Origin of the sequence: Halomonas flagellata (assembly GCF_022487945.1) — a bacterium.
Classification (GTDB): Bacteria; Pseudomonadota; Gammaproteobacteria; order Pseudomonadales; family Halomonadaceae; genus Halomonas; species Halomonas flagellata.
This window is the reverse complement of the sequence record NZ_JAKVPY010000027.1, coordinates 34,792-59,780: the sequence shown is the minus strand read 5'-3', so window position 1 is coordinate 59,780 and position 24,989 is coordinate 34,792. Positions and strand designations below refer to the sequence as shown.

At 66.4% G+C, this 24,989-nt stretch carries 29 protein-coding genes and 1 pseudogene; 6 read left to right on the top strand and 24 right to left on the bottom strand.

The window, feature by feature from the left end; genetic code table 11:
- A pseudogene (locus MKP05_RS18215) lies at positions 1 to 449 on the top strand (glycine dehydrogenase (aminomethyl-transferring)); the annotation flags it as partial.
- Here MKP05_RS18215 and MKP05_RS18210 read toward each other — a convergent pair.
- A complete protein-coding gene (locus MKP05_RS18210) occupies positions 437 to 1,387 on the bottom strand; it encodes a LysR family transcriptional regulator (RefSeq protein ID WP_240569568.1) in 951 nt (316 codons plus the stop codon). The pseudogene MKP05_RS18215 and the gene MKP05_RS18210 sit on opposite strands and share 13 nt — an antisense overlap.
- A 165-nt stretch (positions 1,388 to 1,552) precedes the next feature.
- On the opposite strand from MKP05_RS18210, the gene ppnN reads away from it, so the two are divergent.
- Positions 1,553 to 2,914 (top strand): nucleotide 5'-monophosphate nucleosidase PpnN, encoded by a 1,362-nt coding sequence (ppnN, locus tag MKP05_RS18205; protein ID WP_276316674.1) that lies wholly within the window; start codon positions 1,553 to 1,555, stop codon positions 2,912 to 2,914.
- A gap of 10 nt (positions 2,915 to 2,924) precedes the next feature.
- On the opposite strand, the gene MKP05_RS18200 is transcribed toward ppnN, so the two are convergent.
- Both MKP05_RS18200 and MKP05_RS18195 read right to left on the bottom strand, forming a co-directional pair.
- Positions 2,925 to 3,293, bottom strand: a complete 369-nt coding sequence (locus MKP05_RS18200) for a hypothetical protein (protein ID WP_240569567.1) — start codon at positions 3,291 to 3,293, stop codon at positions 2,925 to 2,927.
- Between the two features lies 1 nt (position 3,294).
- Positions 3,295 to 3,759, bottom strand: a complete 465-nt coding sequence (locus MKP05_RS18195; protein WP_110284928.1) for a flavodoxin domain-containing protein — start codon at positions 3,757 to 3,759, stop codon at positions 3,295 to 3,297.
- A gap of 303 nt (positions 3,760 to 4,062) precedes the next feature.
- On the opposite strand from MKP05_RS18195, the gene MKP05_RS18190 reads away from it, so the two are divergent.
- Positions 4,063 to 4,269, top strand: coding sequence for a DUF2788 domain-containing protein (locus MKP05_RS18190; protein ID WP_110284929.1), 207 nt, complete (start codon positions 4,063 to 4,065; stop codon positions 4,267 to 4,269).
- Positions 4,270 to 4,336: 67 nt separating this feature from the next.
- Here MKP05_RS18190 and ihfA read toward each other — a convergent pair whose 3' ends face one another.
- From ihfA to MKP05_RS18145, 9 genes are all read right to left on the bottom strand, one after another.
- Positions 4,337 to 4,786: an integration host factor subunit alpha gene (gene ihfA, locus MKP05_RS18185; protein WP_276316673.1), complete on the bottom strand. Its 450-nt coding sequence runs from the start codon at positions 4,784 to 4,786 to the stop codon at positions 4,337 to 4,339.
- A complete protein-coding gene (gene pheT, locus MKP05_RS18180) occupies positions 4,713 to 7,094 on the bottom strand; it encodes a phenylalanine--tRNA ligase subunit beta (protein WP_240569566.1) in 2,382 nt (793 codons plus the stop codon). The genes ihfA and pheT overlap by 74 nt, the downstream gene beginning before the upstream one ends.
- A gap of 43 nt (positions 7,095 to 7,137) precedes the next feature.
- Entirely contained in the window at positions 7,138 to 8,157 is a 1,020-nt protein-coding gene (gene pheS / locus MKP05_RS18175; RefSeq protein WP_240569565.1) for a phenylalanine--tRNA ligase subunit alpha, read from the bottom strand.
- A 131-nt stretch (positions 8,158 to 8,288) separates the two neighbouring features.
- Complete coding sequence (rplT, locus tag MKP05_RS18170; protein ID WP_102626946.1) at positions 8,289 to 8,642, bottom strand: 50S ribosomal protein L20; 354 nt, start codon at positions 8,640 to 8,642, stop codon at positions 8,289 to 8,291.
- 35 nt (positions 8,643 to 8,677) lie between these two features.
- Entirely contained in the window at positions 8,678 to 8,872 is a 195-nt protein-coding gene (gene rpmI, locus MKP05_RS18165; protein ID WP_110284933.1) for a 50S ribosomal protein L35, read from the bottom strand.
- Positions 8,873 to 8,959: 87 nt separating this feature from the next.
- Positions 8,960 to 9,499 carry a translation initiation factor IF-3 gene (infC, locus tag MKP05_RS18160; RefSeq protein WP_258364233.1) on the bottom strand — a complete coding sequence of 180 codons (540 nt, stop codon included), beginning with the start codon at positions 9,497 to 9,499 and terminating at the stop codon, positions 8,960 to 8,962.
- A gap of 33 nt (positions 9,500 to 9,532) precedes the next feature.
- Positions 9,533 to 11,434, bottom strand: coding sequence for a threonine--tRNA ligase (gene thrS, locus MKP05_RS18155; protein ID WP_110284935.1), 1,902 nt, complete (start codon positions 11,432 to 11,434; stop codon positions 9,533 to 9,535).
- Positions 11,435 to 11,746: 312 nt separating this feature from the next.
- Complete coding sequence (locus MKP05_RS18150) at positions 11,747 to 12,418, bottom strand: OmpA family protein (protein ID WP_240569564.1); 672 nt, start codon at positions 12,416 to 12,418, stop codon at positions 11,747 to 11,749.
- Positions 12,419 to 12,689: 271 nt separating this feature from the next.
- Entirely contained in the window at positions 12,690 to 13,157 is a 468-nt protein-coding gene (locus MKP05_RS18145) for a DUF2489 domain-containing protein (RefSeq protein ID WP_240569563.1), read from the bottom strand.
- A gap of 165 nt (positions 13,158 to 13,322) precedes the next feature.
- Here MKP05_RS18145 and MKP05_RS18140 point away from each other — a divergent pair, with 165 nt between their 5' ends.
- Positions 13,323 to 14,780 carry an SLC13 family permease gene (locus tag MKP05_RS18140; RefSeq protein WP_240569562.1) on the top strand — a complete coding sequence of 486 codons (1,458 nt, stop codon included), beginning with the start codon at positions 13,323 to 13,325 and terminating at the stop codon, positions 14,778 to 14,780.
- Positions 14,781 to 14,801: 21 nt separating this feature from the next.
- Here the strand turns inward: MKP05_RS18140 and cyoE are convergent, their stop codons facing one another.
- The 4 genes from cyoE to MKP05_RS18120 are packed head-to-tail and all read right to left on the bottom strand — an operon-like array spanning position 14,802 to position 18,109.
- Positions 14,802 to 15,725 carry a heme o synthase gene (cyoE, locus tag MKP05_RS18135; protein WP_240569561.1) on the bottom strand — a complete coding sequence of 308 codons (924 nt, stop codon included), beginning with the start codon at positions 15,723 to 15,725 and terminating at the stop codon, positions 14,802 to 14,804.
- Positions 15,718 to 16,764 carry a COX15/CtaA family protein gene (locus MKP05_RS18130; RefSeq protein ID WP_240569570.1) on the bottom strand — a complete coding sequence of 349 codons (1,047 nt, stop codon included), beginning with the start codon at positions 16,762 to 16,764 and terminating at the stop codon, positions 15,718 to 15,720. The genes cyoE and MKP05_RS18130 overlap by 8 nt, the downstream gene beginning before the upstream one ends.
- A gap of 38 nt (positions 16,765 to 16,802) precedes the next feature.
- The gene (locus MKP05_RS18125; RefSeq protein ID WP_240569560.1) at positions 16,803 to 17,354 is read right to left on the bottom strand and encodes a redox-active disulfide-containing membrane protein; all 552 of its coding nucleotides are present in this window, start codon (positions 17,352 to 17,354) and stop codon (positions 16,803 to 16,805) included.
- Positions 17,351 to 18,109, bottom strand: coding sequence for an SURF1 family protein (locus MKP05_RS18120; protein WP_240569559.1), 759 nt, complete (start codon positions 18,107 to 18,109; stop codon positions 17,351 to 17,353). Before MKP05_RS18120 ends, MKP05_RS18125 begins: the two co-directional genes overlap by 4 nt.
- Here MKP05_RS18120 and MKP05_RS18115 point away from each other — a divergent pair.
- On the top strand, positions 18,108 to 18,302 hold the full coding sequence (locus MKP05_RS18115; RefSeq protein WP_110284942.1) for a DUF2909 family protein: 195 nt from the start codon (positions 18,108 to 18,110) through the stop codon (positions 18,300 to 18,302). The two genes, MKP05_RS18120 and MKP05_RS18115, sit on opposite strands and share 2 nt — an antisense overlap.
- A 4-nt stretch (positions 18,303 to 18,306) precedes the next feature.
- Here the strand turns inward: MKP05_RS18115 and MKP05_RS18110 are convergent, their stop codons facing one another.
- The 5 genes from MKP05_RS18110 to MKP05_RS18090 all read right to left on the bottom strand — a co-directional run bounded on the left by MKP05_RS18110 (position 18,307) and on the right by MKP05_RS18090 (position 22,971).
- Positions 18,307 to 19,167, bottom strand: coding sequence for a cytochrome c oxidase subunit 3 (locus MKP05_RS18110; RefSeq protein ID WP_240569558.1), 861 nt, complete (start codon positions 19,165 to 19,167; stop codon positions 18,307 to 18,309).
- Positions 19,164 to 19,766: a cytochrome c oxidase assembly protein gene (locus MKP05_RS18105; protein WP_110284944.1), complete on the bottom strand. Its 603-nt coding sequence runs from the start codon at positions 19,764 to 19,766 to the stop codon at positions 19,164 to 19,166. Before MKP05_RS18105 ends, MKP05_RS18110 begins: the two co-directional genes overlap by 4 nt.
- 12 nt (positions 19,767 to 19,778) lie before the next feature.
- Positions 19,779 to 21,410 (bottom strand): cytochrome c oxidase subunit I, encoded by a 1,632-nt coding sequence (gene ctaD / locus MKP05_RS18100; RefSeq protein ID WP_110284945.1) that lies wholly within the window; start codon positions 21,408 to 21,410, stop codon positions 19,779 to 19,781.
- A 56-nt stretch (positions 21,411 to 21,466) separates the two neighbouring features.
- Complete coding sequence (coxB, locus tag MKP05_RS18095; RefSeq protein ID WP_240569557.1) at positions 21,467 to 22,585, bottom strand: cytochrome c oxidase subunit II; 1,119 nt, start codon at positions 22,583 to 22,585, stop codon at positions 21,467 to 21,469.
- Between the two features lie 212 nt (positions 22,586 to 22,797).
- A complete protein-coding gene (locus MKP05_RS18090; RefSeq protein ID WP_240569556.1) occupies positions 22,798 to 22,971 on the bottom strand; it encodes a DUF2970 domain-containing protein in 174 nt (57 codons plus the stop codon).
- 198 nt (positions 22,972 to 23,169) lie between these two features.
- Here MKP05_RS18090 and MKP05_RS18085 point away from each other — a divergent pair, with 198 nt between their 5' ends.
- Positions 23,170 to 23,529, top strand: a complete 360-nt coding sequence (locus MKP05_RS18085; protein ID WP_240569555.1) for a hypothetical protein — start codon at positions 23,170 to 23,172, stop codon at positions 23,527 to 23,529.
- A gap of 25 nt (positions 23,530 to 23,554) precedes the next feature.
- Here MKP05_RS18085 and MKP05_RS18080 read toward each other — a convergent pair whose 3' ends face one another.
- From MKP05_RS18080 to MKP05_RS18070, 3 genes are read right to left on the bottom strand one after another with little or no spacing between them, the layout of a single operon-like run.
- Positions 23,555 to 24,286: an LrgB family protein gene (locus MKP05_RS18080; RefSeq protein ID WP_110284948.1), complete on the bottom strand. Its 732-nt coding sequence runs from the start codon at positions 24,284 to 24,286 to the stop codon at positions 23,555 to 23,557.
- On the bottom strand, positions 24,283 to 24,639 hold the full coding sequence (locus MKP05_RS18075) for a CidA/LrgA family protein (RefSeq protein ID WP_110284949.1): 357 nt from the start codon (positions 24,637 to 24,639) through the stop codon (positions 24,283 to 24,285). The genes MKP05_RS18080 and MKP05_RS18075 overlap by 4 nt, the downstream gene beginning before the upstream one ends.
- 25 nt (positions 24,640 to 24,664) lie before the next feature.
- Positions 24,665 to 24,982 carry a cytochrome C oxidase subunit IV family protein gene (locus tag MKP05_RS18070; RefSeq protein WP_240569554.1) on the bottom strand — a complete coding sequence of 106 codons (318 nt, stop codon included), beginning with the start codon at positions 24,980 to 24,982 and terminating at the stop codon, positions 24,665 to 24,667.
- Positions 24,983 to 24,989 lie beyond the last annotated feature (7 nt).

Below are 24,989 nucleotides of genomic sequence, written 5' to 3'. Positions count from 1 at the left end.
ACGAGTGCATCATCGACATCCGTCCGCTCAAGGCCAGCTCCGGGATCAGCGAGGAGGACATCGCCAAGCGCCTGATGGACTACGGCTTCCACGCCCCGACCATGTCCTTCCCGGTGCCCGGCACCCTGATGGTCGAGCCCACCGAGTCGGAGTCGCGCTACGAGATCGACCGCTTCTGCGACGCCATGATCGCCATCCGCGAGGAGATCGCCCGGGTCGAGGCCGGCGACTGGCCGGCCGACGACAACCCCCTGGTCAACGCCCCGCACACCATGGCCGACCTGAGGGACGATGGCTGGGCGCGCCCCTATTCGCGGGAGCTCGGCGCCTTCCCGTCCGAATCCGTCAAGGCGGCGAAGTATTGGCCGGCGGTCAACCGGGTCGACAACGTCTTCGGCGACCGCCAGCTGATCTGCTCCTGCCCGAGCATCGACGCCTATCGTGATTGAGAGGGTGAGCCGTCATCGGCCGCCTGGCCGAAGCCCGGCTGCTCGCTGTAGCCGTAGAGCGCCTGACGGCGCTGCTCGCGGAAGTCCTCCAGCAAGCGGGCATAGCGGCGCGGCATCTCGACGCCCGCGCGACTCACCAGGTGCAGCGTCTCGTGAACCGGTACCGCCAGGTCGAGCTCCTTGACCTGGCGCTGCCAGGGCGAGGTCTCGAGCACCAGCCGCGAGACCACGGTGAACCCCAGGCCTCGGGCCACGGCGTCCAGCACCATGCCCACCTCATTGGTGAACCCCTGGCGCCGGAAGTGGCTCATGGAGCGGAACTCCGCCGGAAAGTTGCTGCGCAGCAGGGCTCCGGCATGGTTCATGCCTTCGGAATGGCTGATGAAGCCGATCCCCATCAGGTCGGCGAGGCCGCTCCCCGCGAAGTCGGCCGGCACCACCAGGCAGAGCGGCTCCCTGTGCCACGGCTCGACGTTCAGGTCGGGCTGCCTGACCTCTTCGGTGATGATGCCGAGATCGTAACGACCGGCCAGGACGTCCTGCACGATCTCGTGATTGAAGGCGAAGCTGTAGCTCACGGTCAGCCCGGGGTACATCTGCTGCTGGCCGAGGATGAACGGATAGAGCATCAGCCCCACACTGCCGGGCGAGGCGAGACGGCAGTCACCGGAGAAGAGCGAGTCGGCATCGAGGGAGTGGCGGAACTGCTCGTGCTCGGCGAACAGTTTCAGCGCATAGTCGTAGGCCCGACGCCCCGCCTCGGTGAGAGTGAAGCGACGTCCGTGGCGATCGAGCAGTGGCTTGTCCAGGTACTGCTCTAGCTTGCGCACGTGCTGGCTGACCCCGGGCTGGGTCATCTCCAGCTGGCGAGCCGTGCGAGTGAAACTGCCCGTCTCGACCAGGGTGATGAAGGTACGGAAGTACTGGGCATTGAACATGGGGGAGGCACATCACTCGGGGGAGCCGGCTAGCAGCATTCTACCAGCTCGCCCGCCCGGTCGCACCGCTGCGCGACGGCGGCGGGGCATGATAGCATCTTCCTGACAGCCGGCCCGCCGTGATGCCGGCCACGCACGACTACGTTCACGACAAGGACGCCCAGGATGCCCGATACCATTTCCAGTACCATCTCGCCGGAAGGCAGCCTGGAGATTCTCTCCCAGCACGAGGTCAGCCGCCTGCACGACACCTCCCGCAGCGGGCTGCATGACCTGCTGCGCCGCTGCGCCCTGGCCGTGCTCAACTGCGGCAACCCCACCGACGACAGCGTGGCGCTGATGGAGGCCTACCAGGACTTCGACATCGAGGTGATCCCGCAGGATCGCGGCGTGCGCCTCAAGCTCACCAACGCCCCGGCCGAGGCCTTCGTCGACGGCAAGATGATCCGCGGCATCCGCGAGCACCTGTCGTCGATCCTGCGCGACATCGTCTACGTCTACAACGAGATCCAGACCCACCGGCGCTTCGACCTCACCACCGCCGAGGGCACCACCAACGCGGTCTTCCATATCCTGCGCAAGGCCGGCACCCTGAAGCCGGGCCGCGACCCCAGCCTGGTGGTGTGCTGGGGAGGCCACTCGATCTCCCGGGAGGAGTACGAGTACAGCAAGGACGTGGGCTACCACCTGGGGCTTCGCGAGCTGGACATCTGCACCGGCTGCGGCCCCGGGGCCATGAAGGGGCCCATGAAGGGCGCCAACGTGGCCCACGCCAAACAGCGCCGCCACCACGGCCGCTACCTGGGCGTTTCCGAACCCGGCATCATTGCCGCCGAGGCCCCCAACCCCATCGTCAACGAACTGGTGGTGATGCCCGACATCGAGAAGCGCCTGGAAGCCTTCGTGCGCCTGGGCCACGGCATCATCGTCTTCCCCGGCGGCGTGGGCACCGCCGAGGAGATCCTCTACCTGCTCGGCATCCTGCTGCATCCGGAAAACGGTGACATGGAGCTGCCGGTGATCTTCACCGGCCCCGCCGATTCCGCCGACTACTTCCGGCGCATCGACGAGTTCCTGGCCTACACCCTGGGCGAGGAGGTGCGTCGACTCTATCGCATCATCATCGACGACCCCACCGAGGTGGCGCGCACCATGCGCAAGGGGGTCGATGCCGTCACCGGTTACCGCAAGACCCGCCAGGACGCCTTCTACTACAACTGGCGGCTGAACATCGACCGTCACTTCCAGGAGCCCTTCGCCCCCACCCACGAGGCGATGGCGGGACTGGCCCTGCATCGCCGGCAGCCGGTGCACGAGTTGGCCGCCAACCTGCGCCGCGCCTTCTCGGGCATCGTCGCCGGCAACGTCAAGGAACAGGGCATTCGCGCCATCAAGGCCCATGGCCCCTTCGAGTTGCACGCCGAACCGGAACTGATGACGCGTCTCGACGAGCTGCTCACCTCTTTCGTCGCCCAGGGGCGCATGAAGCTCGCCGGCGACTACGAACCCTGCTACCGGCTGGCGTGACCCACGCCCCTCACGCCCTCTCGGCCTGCCACCAGAGCCAGAGGGCGTGCAGCAGCAGGCCCAGGGTGGCGCCATGGGCGATCAGCAGCTGCCAGCTGATCCAGTCGGTGAACAGCGCATGCCAGAGGCCCATGCCCGCGAGGCCGGCCAGCAGGCTGAGTCCCAGCCCTCCGAGCAGGCGCGGCAGCCGTCGCCGGGCCTCGCGCTGCAGCATACGCCAGTGAAGGAACGCCACCCCGACCACCACCGCCACGGCGATCAGGATCAGCGTCAGGCGTGTCTCGTGGCCACCCGCCAGGAAGCGGGGCACGGTGGCCAGCATCAGCACCGCCAGGCCCAGCAGCAGGCTGAGCCGCTCCGGCGTGGGGTGGGCTGCCATCTCAGGCCACCTTCAACTGCTGGGTCTCGATCCACTCCTCGGCCCAGGGCAGTGCCTCGTCGTCGGCCATGAAGGTCTCCATGGCATCGACCTCGAGGCGCTCACCCAGGCGAACCGCCCCCTGTCCCGCCAGCAGCTCGTCGAGGCTGCGCCCCGCACCACAGAAGGTGTCGCCGTAGGAGCTGTCGCCCAGGGCGATCAGCCCGTAGCGCAGGTCGGCCAGCGACGGGCTCTGCTCGTCGAGCTCGCGCACGAAGGGAACGAAATTGCCGGGATAATCCCCGCTGCCGGTGGTGGAAACGCAGAACAGCGCCAGGTCGGTGGGCGACCCGACCAGGTCCTCGAGGGTCGGCTGGTCGAAGATGGCGACCTCATAGCCGGCCTGTTCGAACAACGGCTTGACCTGCTCCGCGACGTCCAGGGCGCCGCCGTACATGGTACCGACGAAGATCTTCAGCATGGGCATGTCTTGGATTTACCTGAGAATTTCGCTCGGATATTAACATGGCGCGGGGCACCCGCGCATCCCGACCGCGGTGACGGGCAGGGCTATCGCAGATGGCGGTAACGCTCGAGGCTGTTCCGGCGACAGGTCGGCGAGGGGGCGCTGTGAACCCCTCCCTGGGCGCTACCGATTCCATCCATGGAATAGGACCCCCTCTTCGACCTGTCTCCGGCGCCTCTCGCTTTGGGTAACGGCGATTGCCCTGCGCCGCGGGCGATGGCCGAGTATAATGCCCGGGTTCTCTTCCCCCTGCACGGAGGCGATATGCAGCAGACCTTCGAGGCCTGGGTCACGCCGATCATGATCGGCGGCCTGATCCTCTTCATGTGCTTCATCATCTGGGATCTGGCGAAGAAGTCCCAGGCCGGACGCTTCGGTACCATCATGCTGTTCGTCGTTCTCGGCGCCGGCATGCTGGGCTATGTATTCAAGGTGGTCATCACCTGGATCATGGAGAATGGTGGCATCTGACCCGCCATGCCCCAGCACGACGCGAGAACGCCACCCGTCGGGTGGCGTTCTCGTTGGCGGGTCTCGCTCAGGGCGCTTCGCCGTCGTAGCTCTCGACCTGGCTCTTGAGCTTCTGGCCCGGCCGGAAGGTCACTACCCGCCGCGCCGAGATGGGGATCTCCTCGCCCGTTTTCGGGTTGCGCCCCGGCCGCTCGCGCTTGTCGCGCAGGTCGAAGTTGCCGAAGCCCGACAGCTTGACCTGCTCGTTCTCGCGCAGACAGGCGCGGATCTCCTCGAAGAAGGCCTCCACCATGGACTTGGCCTCGCGCTTGGAGAGGCCGAGTTCGGCGTGCAGATGTTCAGCCAGCTCCGCCTTGGTCAATGCACCCATGTTCGCTCCCTCATGGTGGATACGCCCCGCCGGCCGGCCTGCGGCGGCGTCGACCCTGCCGCGATCCGCACTACTATCCACGCAGTTCCGCTCCCAGATGCTGGCGTGACTCGGCGACGATGGCGTCAACCAACTGATTGATTTCATCGTCATTCAGCGTGCGCGAAGGATGCTGCCAGGTCAAGCCCAGGGCGACGCTCTTGCGTCCTTCCGGCACCCCCCGACCCTGGTAGACGTCGAACAGGCGCGACTCGACCAGCCACTCCCCCGCCTGGCCATGGATGGTGTCGAGCAGCGCCTGCACCGGCAGCGACTCGTCGACCAGGAAGGCCAGGTCACGGCGCACCTCGGGGTAGCGCGACAGCGGCGTGAAGGCCGGCACTCGCCCCTGGGTGAGGGCATCCAGGCGCACCTCGAACAGCAGCGCATCGACCTTCAGGCCCAGTTGCGCCCGCACCGCCGGGTGCAGGGTACCGATCCAGCCGGCCTCCTCGCCGCGATGCAGGATGCGGGCACACTGGCCGGGGTGCAGCGCCGAATGCTCGCCGGGCTCGAAGCGCCAGGCATCCGGATCGCCGCCCATCGCCAGCAGGCTCTCCAGGTCGCCCTTGAGATCGAAGAAGTCGACCCGATCCTTGCCACCGGCCCAGCCCTCGGGTTCGCGGGTCCCGCACACCAGGGCACCGAGCATCGGTGTCTGGCGCAAGTCGTCGAGCTCGCCGCGGAAGACCAGGCCGGTCTCGAACAGCCGGACCCGGGTCTGCTGGCGGTTGAGGTTGTACTGCAGCGCCCGCACCAGGCCGGGGACGAGGCTCGCCCGCATCACCGACAGGTCGCTGGAGATGGGGTTGGCCAGTGCCGGCGACACCGCCTCGGGCAGCAGCGCCTGCTGCAGCTCCGGGGAAACGAAGCTGTAGGTCACCGCCTCCTGGTAGCCCCGGGCGACCAGCTGGCGCCGCAGCCGGCCCAGCGGAGTGCGTGCCTCGCGGTCGGGACGCAGCGAGAGGCGCGCCGCCGGGCGGCGCACCGGCAGGCGATTGTAGCCATGGATGCGCGCCACCTCCTCGATCAGGTCCTCCTCGATGGCGATATCGAAGCGCCAGCTCGGCGCCCAGGCCAGCCAGCCCTCGGCGGTCGTTTCCACCGCCATGCCCAGCCGGCCGAGGATCTCGGTGACCTCGTCGGCCGGCAGCGCCTTGTCCAGGGCCTGCTCGAGGCGCGCCGCGCGCAGGTGGACCTGACGCTCGCCGGGCAGCTGCTCGGCGCTGACCGCCTCGATCAGCGGCCCCGGCTCGCCGCCGGTGATCTCGAGCAGCAGCGCGGTGGCCCGCTCGGCGGCCTCGCGGGCCAGCAGGGGGTCGACACCCCGCTCGAAGCGGTGGGAGGCGTCGGTGTGCAGGCCGTAGGAGCGCGCCTGGCCGGCCACCGCCAGCGGCGAGAAGAAGGCCGACTCGAGGAAGATGTCGCGGGTCTCGGCAGCCACCCCGGAGTGCTCCCCGCCCATGACCCCGGCAATGGCCAGCGGGCCGCGCTCGTCGGCGATCACCAGGGTGGCGTCGGTCAGGGTGATCTCCTGGCCGTCGAGCAACACCAGGCGCTCGCCTTCCCGGGCCAGCCGCACGATCACGGCGTCACGCAGGTTGGCACGGTCGAAGGCGTGCAGCGGCTGACCCAGCTCGAGCATCACGTAGTTGGTGACGTCGACCACCGGGTCGATGGCACGGATGCCGCTGCGCCGCAGCCGCTCGACCATCCACAACGGCGTCTCGGCGGTCACGTCGACGCCCTTGATCAGGCGCCCGATGTAGCGCGGGCAACGCTCGGCATCCTCGACGCGCACCGGGAAGGTCTCGTCATGGGTCGGCGCCACCGGGGTGATCTCGGGACCGGTGACCGCCAGGCGGTTGAGCACCCCGACCTCGCGGGCCATGCCCTTGATGCTCAGGCAGTCACCGCGGTTGGGGGTCAGGTCCACCTCGATGGTATGGTCGTCGAGGCCCATGAAGGCTCGGAAACTCTCGCCCGCCGGGGCGTCGGCCGGCAGTTCGAGGATACCGTGGGAGGTCTCCTCCTCGAGCCCCAGCTCCGAGGCGGAGCAGATCATGCCGCGCGACTCGACGCCGCGCAGCTTGGCCTTCCCGATCCTGAAGTCGCCGGGCAGCACGGCACCGACCCGGGCGAAGGCCACCTTCTGCCCCGGGGCGACGTTGGGCGCGCCACACACCACCTGGACCATCTCGCCGCTGCCGTCGTCGACCCGACAGACATTGAGCTTGTCGGCATCCGGGTGCTGCTCCCTGGCCACCACTTCGGCCACCACCACGCCCTCGAAGGCCGCGGCCACCGGTTCCACGGCGTCCACTTCCAGGCCCGCCATGGTGATCTGGTCGGCCAGGGCCTGGGTCGCAAGCGCAGGAGAGACCCAGTCACGCAGCCACTGTTCGGAAAATTTCATGGTAAATCCTGTGTTCTGCCAAGGTCCGTGTAATGCCGTGCGATCAGGCGAACTGGCGCAGGAAGCGCAGATCGTTGTCGAAGAACAGGCGCAGGTCGTTGACCCCGTAGCGCAGCATCGCCAGCCGCTCGACCCCCATCCCGAAGGCGAAGCCCTTGTAGCGCTCGGCATCGATGCCGGAGTGGCGGAACACCTCCGGATGCACCATGCCGCAGCCCATCACCTCGAGCCAGCCGCTGTGGGAGCAGACCCGGCATCCCTCGCCGCCACACATCACGCACTGGATGTCGACCTCGGCGGAGGGCTCGGTGAAGGGGAAATAGGAAGGCCGGAAGCGCACCGAGAGGTCGTCCCGCTCGAAGAAGGCGTGCAGGAAGTCCTCGATGGTGCCCTTGAGGTCGGCGAAGCTGACGTCCTCGTCGACCAGCAGCCCCTCGACCTGGTGGAACATCGGCGTGTGGGTCAGGTCGGAGTCGCTGCGGTAGACCCGTCCCGGGCAGACGATGCGGATCGGCGGCGCCTGCTCCTTCATGGTCCGTACCTGCACCGGCGAGGTATGGGTACGCAGCAGCCGGGTCGCATCGAAATAGAAGGTGTCGGCCATGCCCCGCGCCGGATGATGCTCGGGGATGTTGAGCGCCTCGAAGTTGTGGTAGTCGTCCTCGATCTCCGGCCCCACCGCCACGTCGTAGCCGATGCGGGTGAAGAGCCCCTCGATGCGCTCCAGGGTCAGGGTGACCGGATGCAGGCCGCCACTGGGCTGACCGCGCCCCGGCAGGGTCACATCGATGCGCTCCGCGGCGAGACGCGCCTCGAGCGCGGCCTTCTCCAGGGCGTGTCGCCGCCCCTCGAGCTCCTCGGCGAGCGCCTGCTTGGCCTGGTTGATGCGTTCGCCCGCCGCCGGGCGCTCTTCCGCCGGCAGCTTGCCGAGCCCCTTGAGCAGCGCCGTGATCTCGCCCTTCTTGCCGAGATAGCGCACGCGCAACTCCTCGAGCGCCGGGATGCTGTCGGCGGCCTGGATGGCGTGGCGAGCCTCGGTGACCAGAGTGGGAAGGTGGTCCATCCGTTGAGCTCCGAAGTCTGTGGTCCTGCAATGATGTCGCTTGCAAAAAAACAGGGGAAGAGCGGCTGCTCTTCCCCTGCAACGCCAGCGACCGTCCCGGGCATTCGCCGGCCGGTCGCGGTCGATGTCACTTACTGGGCAGCCTTGGCCTTCTCGACGATGGCGGCAAAGGCAGCCTTCTCGTTGACGGCCAGGTCGGCCAGCACCTTGCGATCGATCTCGATACCGGCCTTCTTGAGGCCACCGACGAAACGGCTGTAGGAGAGACCGTGCACACGGGCACCGGCGTTGATGCGCTGGATCCACAGGGCGCGGAACTGGCGCTTGCGCTGGCGGCGGTCACGATAGGCGTACTGGCCAGCCTTGATGACGGCCTGCTTGGCCACGCGAAAAACGCGCGAACGGGCACCGTAGTAACCCTTGGCCTGCTTGAGAATCTTCTTGTGACGGCGACGGGCAACGACGCCACGCTTGACACGAGTCATAGCTATCTCCTGACGTTAAGGGGGTCTACCAGGGGTTACAGGTTCGGCAACATGCGCTGAATCAACTGCTTGTCGGCGTCATGGATCTGCTTCATGCCGCGCAGGTGACGCTTCCGCTTGGTGGACTTCTTGGTCAGGATGTGGCTACGGAACGACTGCTTGTGCTTGAAGCCGTTGGCCGTCTTCTTGAAGCGCTTGGCAGCGCCGCTGTTGGTCTTGATCTTCGGCATGAGACTAACTCCGCTCGAGGTTTTTTCAGAAAATCCGGGGCCGACGGGAGGCGCGGGCGCCTCCCGACCGTTCGACTGGCCGTCGGATCACTTCTTCTTGGGGGCAATGATCATGATCATCTGGCGCCCTTCCATCTTGGGGAAGGACTCCACGGTCCCGATCTCCTCGAGATCCGCGGCGATCCGCTCCATCAGCTTGCGGCCGATGTCCTGGTGCGCCATTTCACGGCCACGAAAACGCAGCGTGACCTTGCCCTTGTCGCCACCTTCGAGGAAACGCGTCAGGTTCTTCAGCTTGACCTGATAGTCGCCCTCGTCGGTGCCAGGCCGGAACTTCACTTCCTTGACCTGGATCTGCTTCGTCTTCTTCTTCTGAGCCGACTTCTGCTTCTTCTGCTCGAAGACGAATTTGCCGTAGTCCATGATCTTGCAGACGATCGGATCGGCGTTGGAAATCTGCACGAGGTCCATACCGGCGGCTTCGGCACGCTCCAGCGCGTCGCTGGTGGGCACGACACCCAGCTGTTCGCCGTCGCTGTCGATCAGGCGAACCTGATCCTCGGTAATGCGCTCGTTCATCGGGGGGCGCTTGTCCTGAACGCGCCCTCTTGGGTTGCTTCGCTTGATCGCTACGTCTCCTTAAGACAATTGACGATGTCGTCAGCCGAGTTCGGCACTCAGACGCTCGATGAGGTCGCTGACCCCCATGGTCCCGAGATTCTCGCCGGTGCGCGTGCGCACGGCAACCGAGTCAGCCTCGACTTCCTTATCCCCCACTACCAGGAGATAGGGAACTTTCTGCAACGTATGCTCGCGGATTTTAAAGCCGATCTTCTCGTTCCTCAAGTCCGCCTTGACGCGCAGGCCGATTTTCTGCAAGCGGCGCTCGAGCCGGGACGCATAGTCGCGCTGCGCATCGGTGATGGTCATCACCACCGCCTGCTGCGGCGCCAGCCACAGCGGCATGGCGCCGGCGTAGTGCTCGATGAGGATGCCGATGAAGCGCTCGAAGGAGCCCAGGATCGCCCGATGCAGCATCACCGGGGTCTTGCGCGCCCCGTCCTCGTCGACAAACTGGGCGCCGAGACGGCCCGGCAGGTTGAAATCCAGTTGCAGGGTACCACACTGCCAGACCCGATTGAGGCAGTCGCGCAGGGCGAACTCGATCTTGGGACCATAGAAGGCGCCCTCGCCCGGCTGCAGCTCCCAGTCGAGCCCGGTGGCGTTCAACGCCGCCTCGAGCCCCGCCTCGGCGCGGTCCCACGTCGCCGGTTCCCCCATCAGTTCGCCGTCGGGCCGGGTCGAGAGCTTGAGCTCCACGTCCTCGAAGCCGAGTTCCCGGTAGACCTTCAGCGTCAGGGCGATGAAGGCCTCGGCTTCGGCCTGGATCTGCCCCTCGGTGCAGAAGATATGGGCATCGTCCTGGGTGAAGCCGCGCACCCGCATCAGGCCATGCAGGGCCCCCGACGGCTCGTTGCGGTGACAGCTGCCGAACTCGGCCAGGCGCAGCGGCAGGTCGCGGTAGCTCTTCAGCCCCTGGTTGAACACCTGCACATGGCAGGGGCAGTTCATCGGCTTGATCGCGTAGTCGTGCTTCTCCGACTCGGTAGTGAACATCATGTCGCTGTAGTGGCCCCAGTGGCCGGACTTCTTCCACAGCGACAGGTCGACGATCTGGGGGGTCTTGATCTCCTGATAGCCGTTCTCGACCTGAACCCGGCGCATGTACTGCTCCAGGGCCTGGTACAGGGTCCAGCCGTTGGGATGCCAGAAGACCATCCCCGGCGCCTCCTCCTGCAGGTGGAAGAGGTCCATCTTCCTGGCCAGCTTGCGGTGATCGCGCTTCTCGGCCTCCTCGAGGCGCTTGAGATAGGCCTTGAGTTGCTTCTTGTCACCCCAGGCCGTGCCGTAGATACGGGTCAGCATCGGCTTGCTGGCGTCGCCACGCCAGTAGGCACCGGCCAGCTTGGTCAGCTTGAACGCCTTGAGGTGCCGGGTGTTGGGCACGTGGGGGCCCCGGCACATGTCGATGTATTCATCGTGATGGTAGAGACGGATGGTCTCTCCCTCGGGAATCTCGCGCACGATCTCCTGCTTGTAGGGCTCGTCGCGGTGCAGGAAGGTGAGCATCGCGCGGTCGCGGTCGACATACTCGCGCACTACGTCGTATTCGCTGTCGATGAGCACCTTCATGCGCTCCTCGATGGCCTCGAGATCCTCGGGGGTCACCGAACGACCGAAGTCGATGTCATAGTAGAAGCCGTCGTCGATCACCGGGCCGATGGCCATCTTGGCCTCGGGATAGAGCTGCTTGACCGCATGGCCGATCAGGTGGGCGCAGGAGTGGCGGATGACCTCCAGGCCCTCCGGATCACGGGCGGTAAGGATCGCCACCCTGGCGTCACGGTCGATGACGTCGGCGGCATCCACCTGCACGCCGTCGATCTTGCCGGCCACGCAGGCCTTGGCCAGGCCGGGGCCGATGCTCTCGGCCAGCTGCATCACGGAAAGGGGTTCGTCGAAGGTTTTCTGACTGCCGTCAGGCAGGGTCACGATGGGCATGAAGGGTCCTTGTGCGCAGTGGTGGCCCATACGAGAGACCACATGTCGCGATGAACGAAGAATGAACGGTGAAATGGCCACGCCCTCCCCGACCATCACGCCCCGCCGCGGCGGACGACGGGGGTGAGACGGTGCCGGAGACGGCGCAACGACCGCCTACATTACCAGAACCGCGGGGCCGGGCGCCATGCCGGTGGCGACCGGGACAGGGTGCATCGTCGCCCGCCAGGAACGGCACGGGGGCGCCCTGAGGCGCCCCCGTCGCCGGGCATCGACGATGCTCGGCAGGATCGACGTGAGTCGGTCGCTAGATCACTGGCGATCGATCTCGACGCGACGGTTCAGCGAACGACCCTCGTCGGTGTCGTTGGTGGCGACCGGACGCTCCTCACCGTAACCCGTGGCGGTCATGCGATTACCGGCGATGCCCTGGGACATCAGGTAGTCACGTACCGACTCGGCACGACGCTGGGAGAGATCCAGGTTGTACTCGTCGGAACCGACGGAGTCGGTGTGGCCATCGATGCGCACGCGGAGATCGGGATTCTCACGCAGGCGGCTGGCCACCTCATCCAGGATGATCTCGGCCTGCGGGCGCAGCTCGGCAGAGTCGAAGGCGAAGGTGACTTCACTGGAGAGCACCACCGGCTCGAACTCGGGTTCAGGGGCAGGCGCCGGCTCGGGCATCGGCTCGGGCTCAGGCTCGGCGACCGGTTCGGGGGTGCGGTCGGCACACAGCAGCGCACCGATGGCGGCACCGGAGGTCGCGCCGATGGCGACACCATCCTCTTCGTCGGAGCTGCCGCTGACGCCATAGCCGATGCCGCCGCCGATCAGGCCGCCGGCGATACCACAGACCACGGGCTGCTGGTACCAGGCTCGATCGGACGGCCCCGCCGAGGATTGAGACGCCGAACTGGCACAGCCGGAGAGGCCGATAACCAGTGCGGAACCAAGCAACAAGCCAGTCGTAGAATTCTTCATTTTTCAAACTCCTTCTTCTTGATTCAGTTCCTGGGGGGGGCAGCATAAGTCCCCGTTCCCAAGCGATCCTGACGGCCGGCAGGCGCGAGGCCATGCTCCCTTGCCCACCTGCCCTACCGTCGGGCCGGAACTCGACAAGCAATGACGCCTTCCTGGCGCTGCCAGCTTGCCGGAGCCCGGTATATCTTTCAATCGTCATCTTATGACATTAACGGCACAGCGTGCCACGGATAATCAAACAGCGTGCGATCAACGCGGATCAAACGTCGGCTCAGTGCAGGCTTCCCGGCCAGTCACGACGAAAGGCCAGCGCCGCCCTGGCGGCCTCGAGAATCGCCTCGCGCATCTCGTCCTCGACGGCGAGCCGCTCGTTGTCCTCCCGGAAGCGCTCCCTGGGAGTGAGCGCCTCGCGGGCGGAATGGGTATGCAGGTGTCGGGTTCGGGCATGCACCTCGCCGAAGGCCTGGAACGCCGGACGCTCCAGCAGCCGCGGATCGAGGATCTCCAGCAGCACCTTGCAGCGCCAGGCCCCCTCGGTCACGTCCACCTGCTCCTGCAGCAGGGCCGACGCCACCATCTCGAGGTTCTCGAGACAGTTGTCACGGGCCCGACGCTCCTCCTCCTCGCGGAAGACGCGGCGGCGGCGAAGCTCCCGCCGAAGCGTGAAGGCATAGGCGGCAAGGCCGGCGATGATCGCCAGGCCCACACCGAGCAGAATCAGCGCAGTGGTCGTCGTCATCGGGTTCCACCGGGGGGTCGTTGGACAGGGCACGCATTCTACATGCCCTGCCGCGCCACCCCAATCCCCGACTCGCCAGGGGTGGCGGCAAGAAGGAGCGGTGCTCGTCCCGTCCGACCCGCTGCGACTATGCTGCCTACCACCCCCTCTCGTCACGGAGTTCCCATGCCTGCCACCGACGACGCTCCCGACAAGGTACCGGGCCCATCGTGGGTCGGGCGCCTCGGCCTCTGGCTTGGCCCCCTGTGGGTCCTGCTGACCCTGACACTGCCCGCCCCGGCGGGCATGAGCGCCCCGGCCTGGGCCTGCGTCGGCCTGGCGCTCCTGATGGCCACCTGGTGGTCCACCGAAGCCCTGCCGATTCCCGTCACCTCGCTGTTGCCGCTGGTGCTGGTGCCGGCGCTGGACATCGGCGACATGGGCGAGACGGCCTCGAGCTACGCCAACCCGATCATCTACCTGTTTCTCGGCGGCTTTCTGCTGGGCATCGCCATGCAGCGCTGGAACCTGCATCGGCGAATCGCCCTGCACGTGCTCCAGGTCGTCGGCCACCAGCCGCGACGTCAGATCGGTGGCTTCATGATCGCCACCGGCTTTCTCAGTATGTGGGTCTCCAATACCGCCACTACCATCATGATGCTACCGATCGGCATCTCGGTGCTCAGCCTGCTGGAAGACAGCGACCCAGGCGAACACAAGCGCTATGCCACCGCCCTGCTGCTGGCGATCGCCTACTCCGCCAGCATCGGTGGCGTGGCGACCCTGATCGGCACCCCGCCCAACGCCCTGCTCGCCGGTTACCTGGCCGAGGATCGCGGCATCGATATCGGCTTTGCCCAGTGGATGGTGATCGGCCTGCCGATCAGCATTGCCATGATGACCTGCGCCTGGTGGTGGCTGACCCGTCGCGGCTTCGCCTTGAACATCGGGGATGACAGCACCGGGATGATCCGTGACGAGCTCGACAGGCTCGGGCGGATGACCCCGGCGGAACGTCGGGTCGGCACCATCTTCCTGGTTGCGGCGCTGGCCTGGATGGCGCGACCGTTACTCAACGACCTGGGGCTGGGCTGGCTGTCGGACACCGGGATCGCCATCGCTGCCGGCATCACGCTGTTCCTGGTGCCCAGCGGCCGTGGCGACGGCGAGCGCCTGATGATCTGGGAGTCCGCCCAGACGCTGCCCTGGGGCATCCTGCTGCTGTTCGGTGGCGGCCTGGCGCTGGCCGGTGCCATCAGCCGCTCGGGGCTGGCCGCGTGGATCGCCGAACAGCTCAGCCTGTTCGGTGCCTTCCCGCTGCTGGCCCTGGTCGGCGTGGTGGTGCTGGTGATCATCTTCCTCACCGAGATCACCTCCAATACCGCCACCGCCGCGGCCTTCCTGCCGTTGCTCGGCGCCCTGGCGCTGTCGCTGGACATCTCGCCGCTGCTGATCACGGTACCTGCCGCGATCGCCGCCAGCTGCGCCTTCATGATGCCGGTCGCCACGCCACCCAACGCGATCGTCTTCGCCACCGGTCACATGAAGATCCAGTCGATGATCCGCGCCGGTTTCGTACTCAACCTGGTCAGTACCGTGCTGGTCACCCTGATGGCCTACTTGCTGATCATCACCCTGTGGTGATGGGCCGGGGGCACCCGGGCATCAGGACCAGAGGGCCCATCCCGCGGCGTAGTGATCCAGCAGCAGCACGCCGAAGACGCCCAGGATGTAACGGATCGAGAACCAGAACGCCGCCAGCGGTGCGCGGGGGTCCTTGCCCCGCCAGACCTTCCAGTTCCAGAACATGAAGCGGGCATTGAGTGCCATCACGCCCACCAGGTAGACCGCCCCACTCATGCCGATGGCGAAGGGCAGCAGGGTCACCGCCACCGTCAGCCAGCCATACAACCAGACCTGCAGCCGGGTGAAGGCCTCGCCATGGGTCACCGGCAGCATGGGAACCCCGGCCTTGGCGTACTCGTCACGCTTGTGGATCGCCAGGGCCCAGAAGTGGGGGGGCGTCCAGGCGAAGACGATCAGCATCAGCAGCAACGGCTCCGGCCCCAGCTGGCCGGTCACCGCCGTCCAGCCCAGCAGCGGTGGCGCCGCCCCCGCCACGCCGCCGATGACGATGTTCTGGGGCGTGGCCCGCTTGAGGAAGGCGGTATAGACCAGCGCATAACCGAGCAGGGAGCCCAGCGTCAGCCAGGCGGTCAGGGCATTGACCTGCCACACCAGCAGGCCGATCCCCGCCACCGAGAGCAGCGTGGCCCACCCCAGGGCCACCGAGGTCGGCATGCGCCGTGACGCCAGCGGACGCCGCGAGGTGCGCAGCATCATGGCGTCCAGACGACGATCCACCACATGGTTGAAGGCCGCGGCACCCCCGGCGGCCAGGCCGATGCCGACCAGGCCGTAGACGACCGCCGCCAGTGAAGGCAATACCGGGCTGGCCAGGGCCATCCCCACCAAGGCACAGGCAAGCATCACCACCACCACCCTCGGCTTGCACAGGGTCACCAGGTCCCGCCAGCCCCACCGGGCCTCGTCCAGCGACGCGACGCGCTCCATCACCGCATTAGGCATGTGCCCACTCCTTCTCTGCCCGTTGTCGTCTCTCGCCGTGCGCGACCGGCTCCCGCCAGACCCAGACGGCCAGGGCCATCAGCACCACCAACGCCACCGCCCCGGCGGTATGCAGCAAGGCCAACCAGAGCGGCAGCCACAGCAGGACATTGGCGACCCCCACCCCCAGTTGTACAGCGTACGCCCCCAACAGGGCGCCGAGCCAGGGACGCAGGCGACGCTCGTGCCAGTGGCGCCACGCCAGCAGCAGCAGTCCCAGGCCCAGCGCCAGCGCCCCCAGGCGATGACCGAAGTGGATGGCGGTGCGGGCATCGGCATGCAACTGGCCATGCAGGTAGTTGGGCCCCACGGTCTGGGTGAGGTGGAACCCCTCGCTCCAGTCGGTGGCCGGCCACCACTGGCCGTTGCAGGTCGGGAAGCCCTGGCAGGCGATGCCGGCATAGTTGCTCGAGACCCAGCCCCCCAGTGCCAGTTGCAGCAGCAGCAGCACCATGGCCAGGCCCCATAGCGGGGTCAGGGCGCGTCGTGGCGTCGCCGGCGCCTCGGTCGAGGCGAAACGTCGTAGACGCAGGTGTAACCAGAGGAACATCAGCATCACCGAAAGCCCGCCCAGCAGGTGGAGGGTCACCACCTGAGGCCACAGCTTGAGGGTCACGGTGAAGGCGCCGAAGGCCCCCTGCAGCAGGATCACGGCCAACAGCGCGAGGCTGACCCCCCAGGGATAGCCGGCGCGGCGGCGCAGCGGCATCCCGAGCAGCACCAGGGCGATCACCAGCAGCCCGAGGGTGGAGGCCACGTAGCGATGAATCATCTCGATCCAGGCCTTGAAGCTTTCCAGCGGGACATCCGGGCTGTGAGACAACGCCCGACCGGCATCCGGGACCACCAGGCGCCCGTAACAGCCCGGCCAATCCGGGCACCCCAGGCCGGCATCCACCAGCCGCGTCCAGGCACCCACCAGAATCACACCGATGGTGAACAGCACGCCGACCAGGCTCAGGGTGATCAGCAGGCGCAGCCTGCTCGCCGGCTTCGTCATCGCCACCTCGCTTTCCATTGCCGCCCGCTGCGGCCCACTCACTGCTGCGCCACCTGGCGACCGGGCGTCACCGAGGGCTCCGGATTCATGCGCAACAGCTTGTTGACATCATCCAGCACGTCCCGGGCCTCGACGCCGGCCGAATAGCCCAGCACGGCCTCGCCCCGGGGATCGAGAACCCACAGGTGGCCAGGACGGTGCCAGTCGGGCGGCGTCGACCAGCGCGCCACCACTTCACCGGGCAGTGCCTGCGCCGCGCCGCCGATCCTCAGGCGTCTGACCCGGTGGGCCTCACGCCCCAGAGCCCGATGCAGCCGCCACCACTGGTCGGCCAGCGCCTCGCAGGCGCCGGCGCAGTCGAAGGCCAGCACCCAGCCACCATCCTCGGGTAGCATCGTGCGCGGTTCGGCCAGCGGCCACTGGGCCAGGGCCGGAATGTCCGGCTCCAGCTCACCGTGGGCGGTACGCTGCTCGGGGATACCGATGCGCCAGGCCACCATGATCCAGGCCACCAGCAGCGGCAGCACGAAGACGGCCAGCAGCGCCAGCAGCTTGAATCGCGGATGACGAACGGCACGGGATGTGCTCATTGTCGCGTCTCCTTGAGCGGCAGTGAATCGAGGAGGAGGGAAACGGAAAGCGCGGCGCGGTCGCGACCCAGGCGACGCCCACCGACAAGCATCACCACGAGGGCCGCCAGGGCCAGCCCCCACCACTGCACGGCATAGCCGAGATGACGACCGGGCGGCATCACGCTGGGGGTCCACCAGGACTCGAGGTGGCCGGGACCGGCGTCGAGATGCAGCCAGCCGTCATGGGCGAAGTCCAGCGACCAGGCGGCGAGATCGATCTGCTGCAGGCGCCGCCCCTCGCGGTTGGGGCCGAACAGCGGGCCGCGATCCCCTGCCGGCTGCCAGTCCCCCGCCAGCGTCACCGGCCCGGCCGGCGTCGCGACCGACGGCGTGTCGCGGGTCGTGCCGGTGGCCAGGAAGCCGCGCTGCACCAGCCACAGCCGGCCATCATCGCCACGGAACGGTGTCAGCACGGCGACGCCGAGCCGGCCCTCGAGGGTGCGATTGTCGAGAAACAGCGTCTCGTCGGGCAGGTACTCCCCGGCAAGGGTCACGCGGGCGCCTTCCGGCGGCCTGTCCCGGGGCGCCACCTGATGGGGGGCCGCCTCGAGCCGGACCAGGTAGTCGCGCTTCTCGGCGGCACGCTCCCACTGCCAGACCCCCAGCATCAGCCCAAGCATCACCAGCGGTGACCAGAACGCCCACCAGAGCCGTTGCCGCCGTCGACGCGCACAGGCATGCTGGGTGTCATCGCGAGCCAAGGAGTGCCTCATGTTACTGAAAATCCTGATTGCCCTGGTGTTCCTGTCCATGGTGACCAGCCTGGCCGCCGGGGCCGGCTTCCTGCTGCGGGACGGCAGCCAGTCGCGCCGGTTGCTCGTCTCGCTGAAGATCCGGGTGGCCCTCGCTGCCACCCTGCTCGGCCTGCTCTTCTACGGCTTCTATGTCGACGGCCTCGCCGGCTGACCCCCTAGAAAACATAGACGAACAGGAACAGGCCGATCCATACCGCGTCGACGAAGTGCCAGTACCAGGCGGCTGCCTCGAAGCCGAAATGGTCACCGGCCGCGAAGTGGCCACGCAGCACCCGCCCCAGCATCACGGCCAGGATGATGGTGCCGATGATGACATGGAGGCCATGGAAACCGGTCAGGATGAAGAAGGTCGCCCCGTAGATACCCGCCTGCAGGGTGATGCCGTAGTGGGTATAGGCCTCGTAGTACTCGACGCCCTGGATGGTGATGAAGCAGAGCCCCAGCAGCACGGTGCAGGCAAGCCAGTTTCGCGTCGTTGACCGGTAGCCCTCCTTCAGCCCCTCGTGGGCCACGGTCAGGGTGATGCTGGAACTGACCAGGATCAGGGTATTGACCAGCGGCAGCTGCCAGGGGCTGAAGGTCTCCACGGGGCCCGCGATGGACGAATCCGGCGGATTCATCAAGGGCCAGCTGGCGGTGAAGTCGGGCCACAGGAGCGCCGCGACCCCCTTGGCACCCTCGCCATCCAGCCAGGGGATGGCGAAGTTGCGCACATAGAAGAGCGTACCGAAGAAGGCGGCGAAGAACATCACTTCGGAGAAGATGAACCAGCCCATTCCCCAGCGGAAGGAGCGATCCATCTGGGCATCGTAGAGCCCCCGGCGGGACTCCCGGATCACGTCACGGAACCACAGGGTCATGACCGCCAGTACCCCCACGAGCCCCGCCGCCATCATCGGGGTTCCGCGCCCGTGCACCAGCACCATGCCGGTCCCGGTCATCATCACGCCGAGCGCGAGCGAAGCCAGTATCGGCCATTTGCTGCTTGCGGGAACATAATAGCTGCCACCACTCATGCCTCATCTCCTTTGCCGGCAGTCACCTGCGCCCGCCGGGGAGCTCGAGCATCGGTGACCGGATACAGGGTATAGACCAGGGTTACGGTATTGACGTCGGGGGGCAGATCGCGCGCCAACTGGAAGACCAGCGGCAGCTCGAGACGCTCGCCGGCCTCCAGGTGCTGCTCGTCGAAGCAGAAGCAACTGACCTTGCGCAGGTGACGCGACGCCCGGGAGGGAGAGACGCTGGGTACCGCCCGTGCCCGGCTGGCTTCTGCGCTCTGGTTGCGGAAGGTGAAGTTGATCTCGCTGGTCTGGCCCGGGTGGACCCGCACCTGACGCGTCTCCACCTCCAGGCGCCATGGCAGGCCGGAACTGCCGCGGGTAATGAACTGGACGGTGACGTAGCGAGAGTCATCCACGCCCTCGTGGATGATGGCCTGGGCCGTGTTGTCCACCTTGCCGTTGATGCCGGTGACCTGGCAGAAGACGTCATACAGCGGCACCAGCGCGAAGGCGAAGGCGAACATGCCGATCAGCGCCGCCACGGAGCGCACGACCGTACGCCTGACACCGAGCTTGTGCGAATCGGTGGCTCCGTGATCGCGGTGGCTCATGGCATCCTCGCGTCAGTGCACATGGGGACTGAAGGTGGGTGGCGTATCGAAGGTGTGCAACGGGGCTGGACTCGGCACACTCCACTCCAGGTCCTCGGCGCCGTCCCAGGCCTTGGCCGGCGCCTTCTCTCCCCCGCGGACGCAGAGGACCACCACCGCCACGAACACCAGTTGCGACGCGCCGAACAGGAAGGCGCCGAGGCTCGACACCAGGTTGAAGTCGGCAAACTGCAGGGCGTAATCGGGGATGCGTCGCGGCATCCCGGCGAGGCCCGAGAAGTGCATGGGGAAGAAGGTCAGGTTGACCCCGATCACCGACAGCCAGAAATGCCACTGCGACAGCCGCACATTGGGATAGTGGCCGGTCCATTTGGGCAGCCAGTAGTAGACCCCGGCCATGATCGCGAACACCGCCCCCGGCACCAGCACATAGTGGAAATGCGCCACCACGAAGTAGGTGTCGTGGTACTGGAAGTCGGCCGGCGCGATCGCCAGCATCAGCCCGGAGAAGCCGCCGATGGTGAACAGCACCACGAAGGCCAGGGCAAACAGCATCGGCGGCTCGAAGGAGATCGAGCCGCGAAACAGCGTGGTGATCCAGTTGAACACCTTCACCCCGGTGGGTACGGCGATCAGCATGGTGGTGTACATGAAGAACAGCTCGGCCACCAGCGGCAAGCCGACCGCGAACATGTGATGGGCCCAGACCAGGAATGACAGCAGGGCAATGGAGGCCGTGGCATAGACCATGGAGGCATAACCGAACAGCGGCTTGCGGGCGAAGGTGGGAATGATCGCCGAGACGATGCCGAACGCCGGCAGGATCATGATGTACACCTCGGGATGCCCGAAGAACCAGAACAGATGCTGGAAGAGCACCGGGTCGCCGCCGCCGGCCGCATTGAAGAAGCTGGTGCCGAAGTTGATGTCCATCAGCATCATGGTGATCACCCCGGCCAGCACCGGCATCACGGCAATCAGCAGGAAGGCGGTGATCAGCCAGGTCCAGACGAACAGCGGCATGTCCATCAGGCGCATGCCCGGGGCACGCAGGTTGAGGATGGTGGCGATGATGTTGATCGCCCCGAGGATCGAGCTGATGCCGGCCATGTGCAGCGAGAGGATGAAGAAGGTGGTCGACGGTGGCGCATAGGTGGTGGACAGCGGCGCATAGAAGGTCCAGCCGAAGTCCGGCCCGCCCCCCGGCATCAGCAGGGTGGAGAGCAGCAGCAGGAAGGCTATCGGCAACAGCCAGAAGCTGAAGTTGTTGAGTCGCGGCAGGGCCATGTCCGGCGCGCCGATCTGCAACGGCACCATCCAGTTGGCCAGTCCCACGAAGCCCGGCATCACCGCACCGAAGACCATGATCAGGCCATGCATGGTGGTCATCTGGTTGAAGAAATCGGGGTTCACCAGCTGCAGGCCGGGCTGGAACAGCTCGGCGCGCACCACCATGGCAAAGATGCCGCCGATGAAGAACATGATCAGCGAGAAGATCAGGTAGAGGCTGCCGATCTCCTTGTGGTTGGTGGTCAGCAGCCAGCGCAGCATGCCCCTGGGCGGCGCGTGATGGGCGGCGGCACCGCCGGCAGTAGCGGCGGAGCTGTGTTCAAGGGGTGGCTGCGGGGGTAACTTGGGCGCCATCGGCACTCTCCTGAATGCGTTGTTCTTGTCAGGGTCACGGAATCGCTCGGCCTGCTCTATTGCGCCAGCTGCTCGGCGACGTCTGAAGGCTGCACCACATCACCGGTGTCGTTGCCCCAGGCGTTGCGGGTGAAGGTCGCCACGGCAGCGATCTCGACCGGGTTCAGGGTATTGCGGAAGGACGGCATGGCCGTACCCGAGACACCGTTGATGATGGTCTGGACATGCCACTCGACGTCGCCGATCAGGCGTTCGTTGCCGGCCAGGCTCGGGAAGGTGGGCGGCGCCCCCTGACCTTCGGGCTGATGGCAGGAGGCACAGATGCTGCTGTAGACGGCTTCGCCCCGCTCCATCAATTCGTCGAGCTCCCAGTCGCGATCGACGCCCAACGCCTCCTGGGCGGCGGCGTCCTTGCGCTCGGCCAGCCAGTCGTCGAACTCTTCCCCTTCCATGGCATGCACCACGACCGGCATGAAGCCGTGGTTGATGCCGCACAGCTCGGCGCACTGGCCGCGGTAGATGCCGGGCTCGCTGATGTTCACCCAGTTCTCGTTGATGAAGCCGGGGATGGTGTCCTGCTTGACGGCCAGGTCCGGCACCCACCAGGAGTGGAGGACGTCATCCGATGTCATCAAGAAGCGCACCTTGCGGTCGGTCGGCAGCACCAGGGGCTCGTCGACTTCCAGCAGGTAATGCTCGCCGCGCGCCTCCTCGCCGCGAACCTGTGCCCGGGGTGTACTCAGGTTGGAGGTAAACGCCACGTCCTCACCGAGGTATTCGTAGCGCCAGCGCCACTGCTGCCCGGTGATCATCACATCGAGCTCGGCATCGGAGGCGTCGTACATCTGCACGAGGGTGGCGGTGGCGGGCACCGCCATGCCCACCAGGATCAGCAGCGGGATGGCCGTCCAGAGCACCTCGACGGTGGTGTGCTCATGAAAATTGTCGGCCTTGGCGCCCCGCGAGCGACGGAAGCGAAACAGGGAATAGAACATCACCCCGAAGACCACCACGCCGATGGCCACGCAGATCCAGAAGATCGTCATGTGCAGGGAGAAGATCTCGCGACTCAGGTCCGTCACCCCGACCGGCATGTTCCAGCCGTTGGCCAGCGCCAGCGGGCTGAGCCCGGCCAGGATACAGCACCCCGCCATCCACACGAGCAACGTGCGCATCGGCGCCTCCTTGTCGTCGTTATTGTCGTCAACCACCAAGGCTCCAGGGACACCGCCAGGACCGTGGAGCCATCACCCCTATTGTTACTCTTTCTCTTAATTAGTTTTTTCCAGATACAGGACGATTATAGAAGAGGTACAGGATTCGTCTCCCGACATCAATACCATAAACCGTTAACGCCGGCTTCAACGCTGTCACTCCGGGCAGGCGCTCAGCGGGCGGCAAGGTTCGCCACCAGGGCCACCAGCCCCACCAGGGCCAGCGTCATGACGATCCCCACGGCGATGAAAACGACGGGGCGGCCCGTCTCGAAGTCCGTCCGGCGCTGTCGCTCCTTCTGCACGCCGAAGAAGGCGGCCAACACCGACTTGATCACGCTCCACATTGCGGCTCTCTCCTTCTGCCCGACCATCACGCTCGTTCTTTGGTCGCAGGTGGGTACCGGCACCTTGACCGGCATCAGGTGGGCAGCCAACAGCCTCGCGAGGAGCAGGCAAGGCATCGGCCGCCACCTATACTTTACATGTGTCTTTTCCACCTCACGACTGCCACCCATCACGCAGGCAGACACAGGAGCCCGCTCATGAGCAACCGCAAACCGACCTCACCCAGCCCGGCAATGCCCGCGACCGAACCGATGCTGGCATGGTGGCAGCAACAGTGGCTACAGAATGCCAGCCCCCTGGCCCGCATGCAGCTGGCCTGGATGGAGAGCCTCGCCGAGGCGATGCAGTTCGAGGCCCAGTACTTCAAGGCCATGGCGGAGAGCGGCCAACGAATGGCCGAATGCGTCGGCGGCGAGGACGCGCCCAGCACGCCTGCCGAGGTGCAGGAGTGCTACCAGAAACTGGTCAAGGACGTCACCGATGCCCAGATGAAGCGAATGGAAAAGGCCACCCAGCTCTCCCACGAGTTCCGCGAGCGGATCTGGGAGGAGCTCTGACCCCGCAGCGCCATCATGCCGGCGATCAGTGGAGCCCGAAGAGACGCGCCAACAACGGCAGCAGGAAGGCCGTCAGCAGACCGGTCAGGCCCATGGCAAGCCCCGAGAAGGCACCGGCCACGGCACCGATCCGGGCAAAGGCATGGGCCGTGCCGAAGCCATGCGCCGACAGGCCCAGGGTGAAGCCCTGCACCGCCGGATCGCGCACCCGCAGCAGGCGGAAGACCCAGGGGGCCAGGGCGCACCCGATGGAGCCGGTCAACAGCACCAGGCCAGCGGCCAGCGAGGGGATCCCGCCGATCTGCTCGGCGATGCCCATGGCGATCGGTGAGGTCACCGAACGTGGTGCCAGCGACAGCAGGGTCTCGGCGCGCGCGCCCAGGAGCATGGCCAGCCCCAGGGTCGAGCCCACGGCAGTGACGATGCCGGCCCCACAGGCCAGCAGCAACGGGACCAGCAGGCGACGCACCCGCTCGCGATGGTCATAGAGCGGAATGGCCAGGGCCACGGTGGCGGGCCCGAGCAGGAAGTGGATGAACTGGGCCCCCTCGAAGTAGGTGGAATAGTCCATGTCCACCAGCAGCAGGAAGGCGATCAGCAGGACAATGGAGAGGGTCACCGGATGCAGCAGCGAGGTTCCGCCCAGCGCACGATTGATTCGCACTGCGGCAGTGAAGGCCAGCAGCGTCACCAGCAACGACAATAGCGGATGCCCGGAGAGATAGACCCATAGCTGATCCAGGGCCGCGACCTTCATGATCGCCCTCCCTGCCGGCGATTCAACCGCTCGAGCAACCAGCCGGTGACCGCCAGGGTGACGGCCGTGGAAACCACCAGGGTCACCAGGATAGGCCAGAGGTCGAGACCGATCAGCTCGAAATGCCCCATCAAGCCGACTCCCGCCGGCACGAACAGCAGCGTCAGGTAGCGCAACAGCCCCTCACCGGTCATGCGCAGGCTATCCGGCACCTTGCCACGGATCATCAGCCCCGCCAGCAGGATCACCATGCCGATCACCGGCCCCGGCACGGGCAGGACAAGGCCACGGGCGACCAGCTCACCGAGGAACTGGCAGGCCAGCAGCACGCTCATGCCCATGATCAACGGCACGGTCGCCCTCCCGGTCGTCTATCCATCAATTGGCGAAGAAGGTCAGGCGCGTCACCAGCGTATGGTTCGACTCCAGCATCATCAGCCCCATCAGGAACAACAGCACCCCCGGTGGCACCAGCACGACACTGATGATCGCCAGCCGCTCCCAGACCATATGCATGAATACCGCGATGATCAGGCCGGCCTTCATCAGCATGAACAGCGTGATCAGGGTCCACTTGAGGTAGCCCTCCATCCCCACATAGTCGACCAGGTAGGAGAACACGCTGAGCACGAACAACAGGAACCAGATCCATAGATAGACCCGCAGTGGATGCTGCTGATGTCCTTCACTCGCCATGACGACC

Excerpts from the sequence above, each read along its gene's own strand:
- pheS (WP_240569565.1), bottom strand. The coding sequence starts at position 8,157 with ATGGACCACCTTCCCACTCTGGTCACCGAGGCTCGCCACGCCATCCAG.
- MKP05_RS18190 (WP_110284929.1), top strand. The coding sequence starts at position 4,063 with ATGCAGCAGACCTTCGAGGCCTGGGTCACGCCGATCATGATCGGCGGC.
- ctaD (WP_110284945.1), bottom strand. The coding sequence starts at position 21,410 with ATGGCGCCCAAGTTACCCCCGCAGCCACCCCTTGAACACAGCTCCGCC.
- ppnN (WP_276316674.1), top strand. The coding sequence starts at position 1,553 with ATGCCCGATACCATTTCCAGTACCATCTCGCCGGAAGGCAGCCTGGAG.
- rpmI (WP_110284933.1), bottom strand. The coding sequence starts at position 8,872 with ATGCCGAAGATCAAGACCAACAGCGGCGCTGCCAAGCGCTTCAAGAAG.
- MKP05_RS18125 (WP_240569560.1), bottom strand. The coding sequence starts at position 17,354 with ATGAGCACATCCCGTGCCGTTCGTCATCCGCGATTCAAGCTGCTGGCG.
- MKP05_RS18080 (WP_110284948.1), bottom strand. The coding sequence starts at position 24,286 with ATGAAGGTCGCGGCCCTGGATCAGCTATGGGTCTATCTCTCCGGGCAT.
- MKP05_RS18145 (WP_240569563.1), bottom strand. The coding sequence starts at position 13,157 with ATGACGACGACCACTGCGCTGATTCTGCTCGGTGTGGGCCTGGCGATC.
- MKP05_RS18200 (WP_240569567.1), bottom strand. The coding sequence starts at position 3,293 with ATGGCAGCCCACCCCACGCCGGAGCGGCTCAGCCTGCTGCTGGGCCTG.
- pheT (WP_240569566.1), bottom strand. The coding sequence starts at position 7,094 with ATGAAATTTTCCGAACAGTGGCTGCGTGACTGGGTCTCTCCTGCGCTT.
- MKP05_RS18105 (WP_110284944.1), bottom strand. The coding sequence starts at position 19,766 with ATGAGCCACCGCGATCACGGAGCCACCGATTCGCACAAGCTCGGTGTC.
- MKP05_RS18110 (WP_240569558.1), bottom strand. The coding sequence starts at position 19,167 with ATGAGTGGTGGCAGCTATTATGTTCCCGCAAGCAGCAAATGGCCGATA.
- MKP05_RS18150 (WP_240569564.1), bottom strand. The coding sequence starts at position 12,418 with ATGAAGAATTCTACGACTGGCTTGTTGCTTGGTTCCGCACTGGTTATC.
- MKP05_RS18115 (WP_110284942.1), top strand. The coding sequence starts at position 18,108 with ATGTTACTGAAAATCCTGATTGCCCTGGTGTTCCTGTCCATGGTGACC.
- MKP05_RS18195 (WP_110284928.1), bottom strand. The coding sequence starts at position 3,759 with ATGCCCATGCTGAAGATCTTCGTCGGTACCATGTACGGCGGCGCCCTG.
- MKP05_RS18090 (WP_240569556.1), bottom strand. The coding sequence starts at position 22,971 with ATGTGGAGCGTGATCAAGTCGGTGTTGGCCGCCTTCTTCGGCGTGCAG.
- coxB (WP_240569557.1), bottom strand. The coding sequence starts at position 22,585 with ATGCGCACGTTGCTCGTGTGGATGGCGGGGTGCTGTATCCTGGCCGGG.
- thrS (WP_110284935.1), bottom strand. The coding sequence starts at position 11,434 with ATGCCCATCGTGACCCTGCCTGACGGCAGTCAGAAAACCTTCGACGAA.
- MKP05_RS18130 (WP_240569570.1), bottom strand. The coding sequence starts at position 16,764 with ATGACGAAGCCGGCGAGCAGGCTGCGCCTGCTGATCACCCTGAGCCTG.
- cyoE (WP_240569561.1), bottom strand. The coding sequence starts at position 15,725 with ATGCCTAATGCGGTGATGGAGCGCGTCGCGTCGCTGGACGAGGCCCGG.
- MKP05_RS18140 (WP_240569562.1), top strand. The coding sequence starts at position 13,323 with ATGCCTGCCACCGACGACGCTCCCGACAAGGTACCGGGCCCATCGTGG.
- MKP05_RS18085 (WP_240569555.1), top strand. The coding sequence starts at position 23,170 with ATGAGCAACCGCAAACCGACCTCACCCAGCCCGGCAATGCCCGCGACC.
- MKP05_RS18120 (WP_240569559.1), bottom strand. The coding sequence starts at position 18,109 with ATGAGGCACTCCTTGGCTCGCGATGACACCCAGCATGCCTGTGCGCGT.
- rplT (WP_102626946.1), bottom strand. The coding sequence starts at position 8,642 with ATGACTCGTGTCAAGCGTGGCGTCGTTGCCCGTCGCCGTCACAAGAAG.
- ihfA (WP_276316673.1), bottom strand. The coding sequence starts at position 4,786 with ATGAAATCAATCAGTTGGTTGACGCCATCGTCGCCGAGTCACGCCAGC.
- MKP05_RS18070 (WP_240569554.1), bottom strand. The coding sequence starts at position 24,982 with ATGGCGAGTGAAGGACATCAGCAGCATCCACTGCGGGTCTATCTATGG.
- MKP05_RS18210 (WP_240569568.1), bottom strand. The coding sequence starts at position 1,387 with ATGTTCAATGCCCAGTACTTCCGTACCTTCATCACCCTGGTCGAGACG.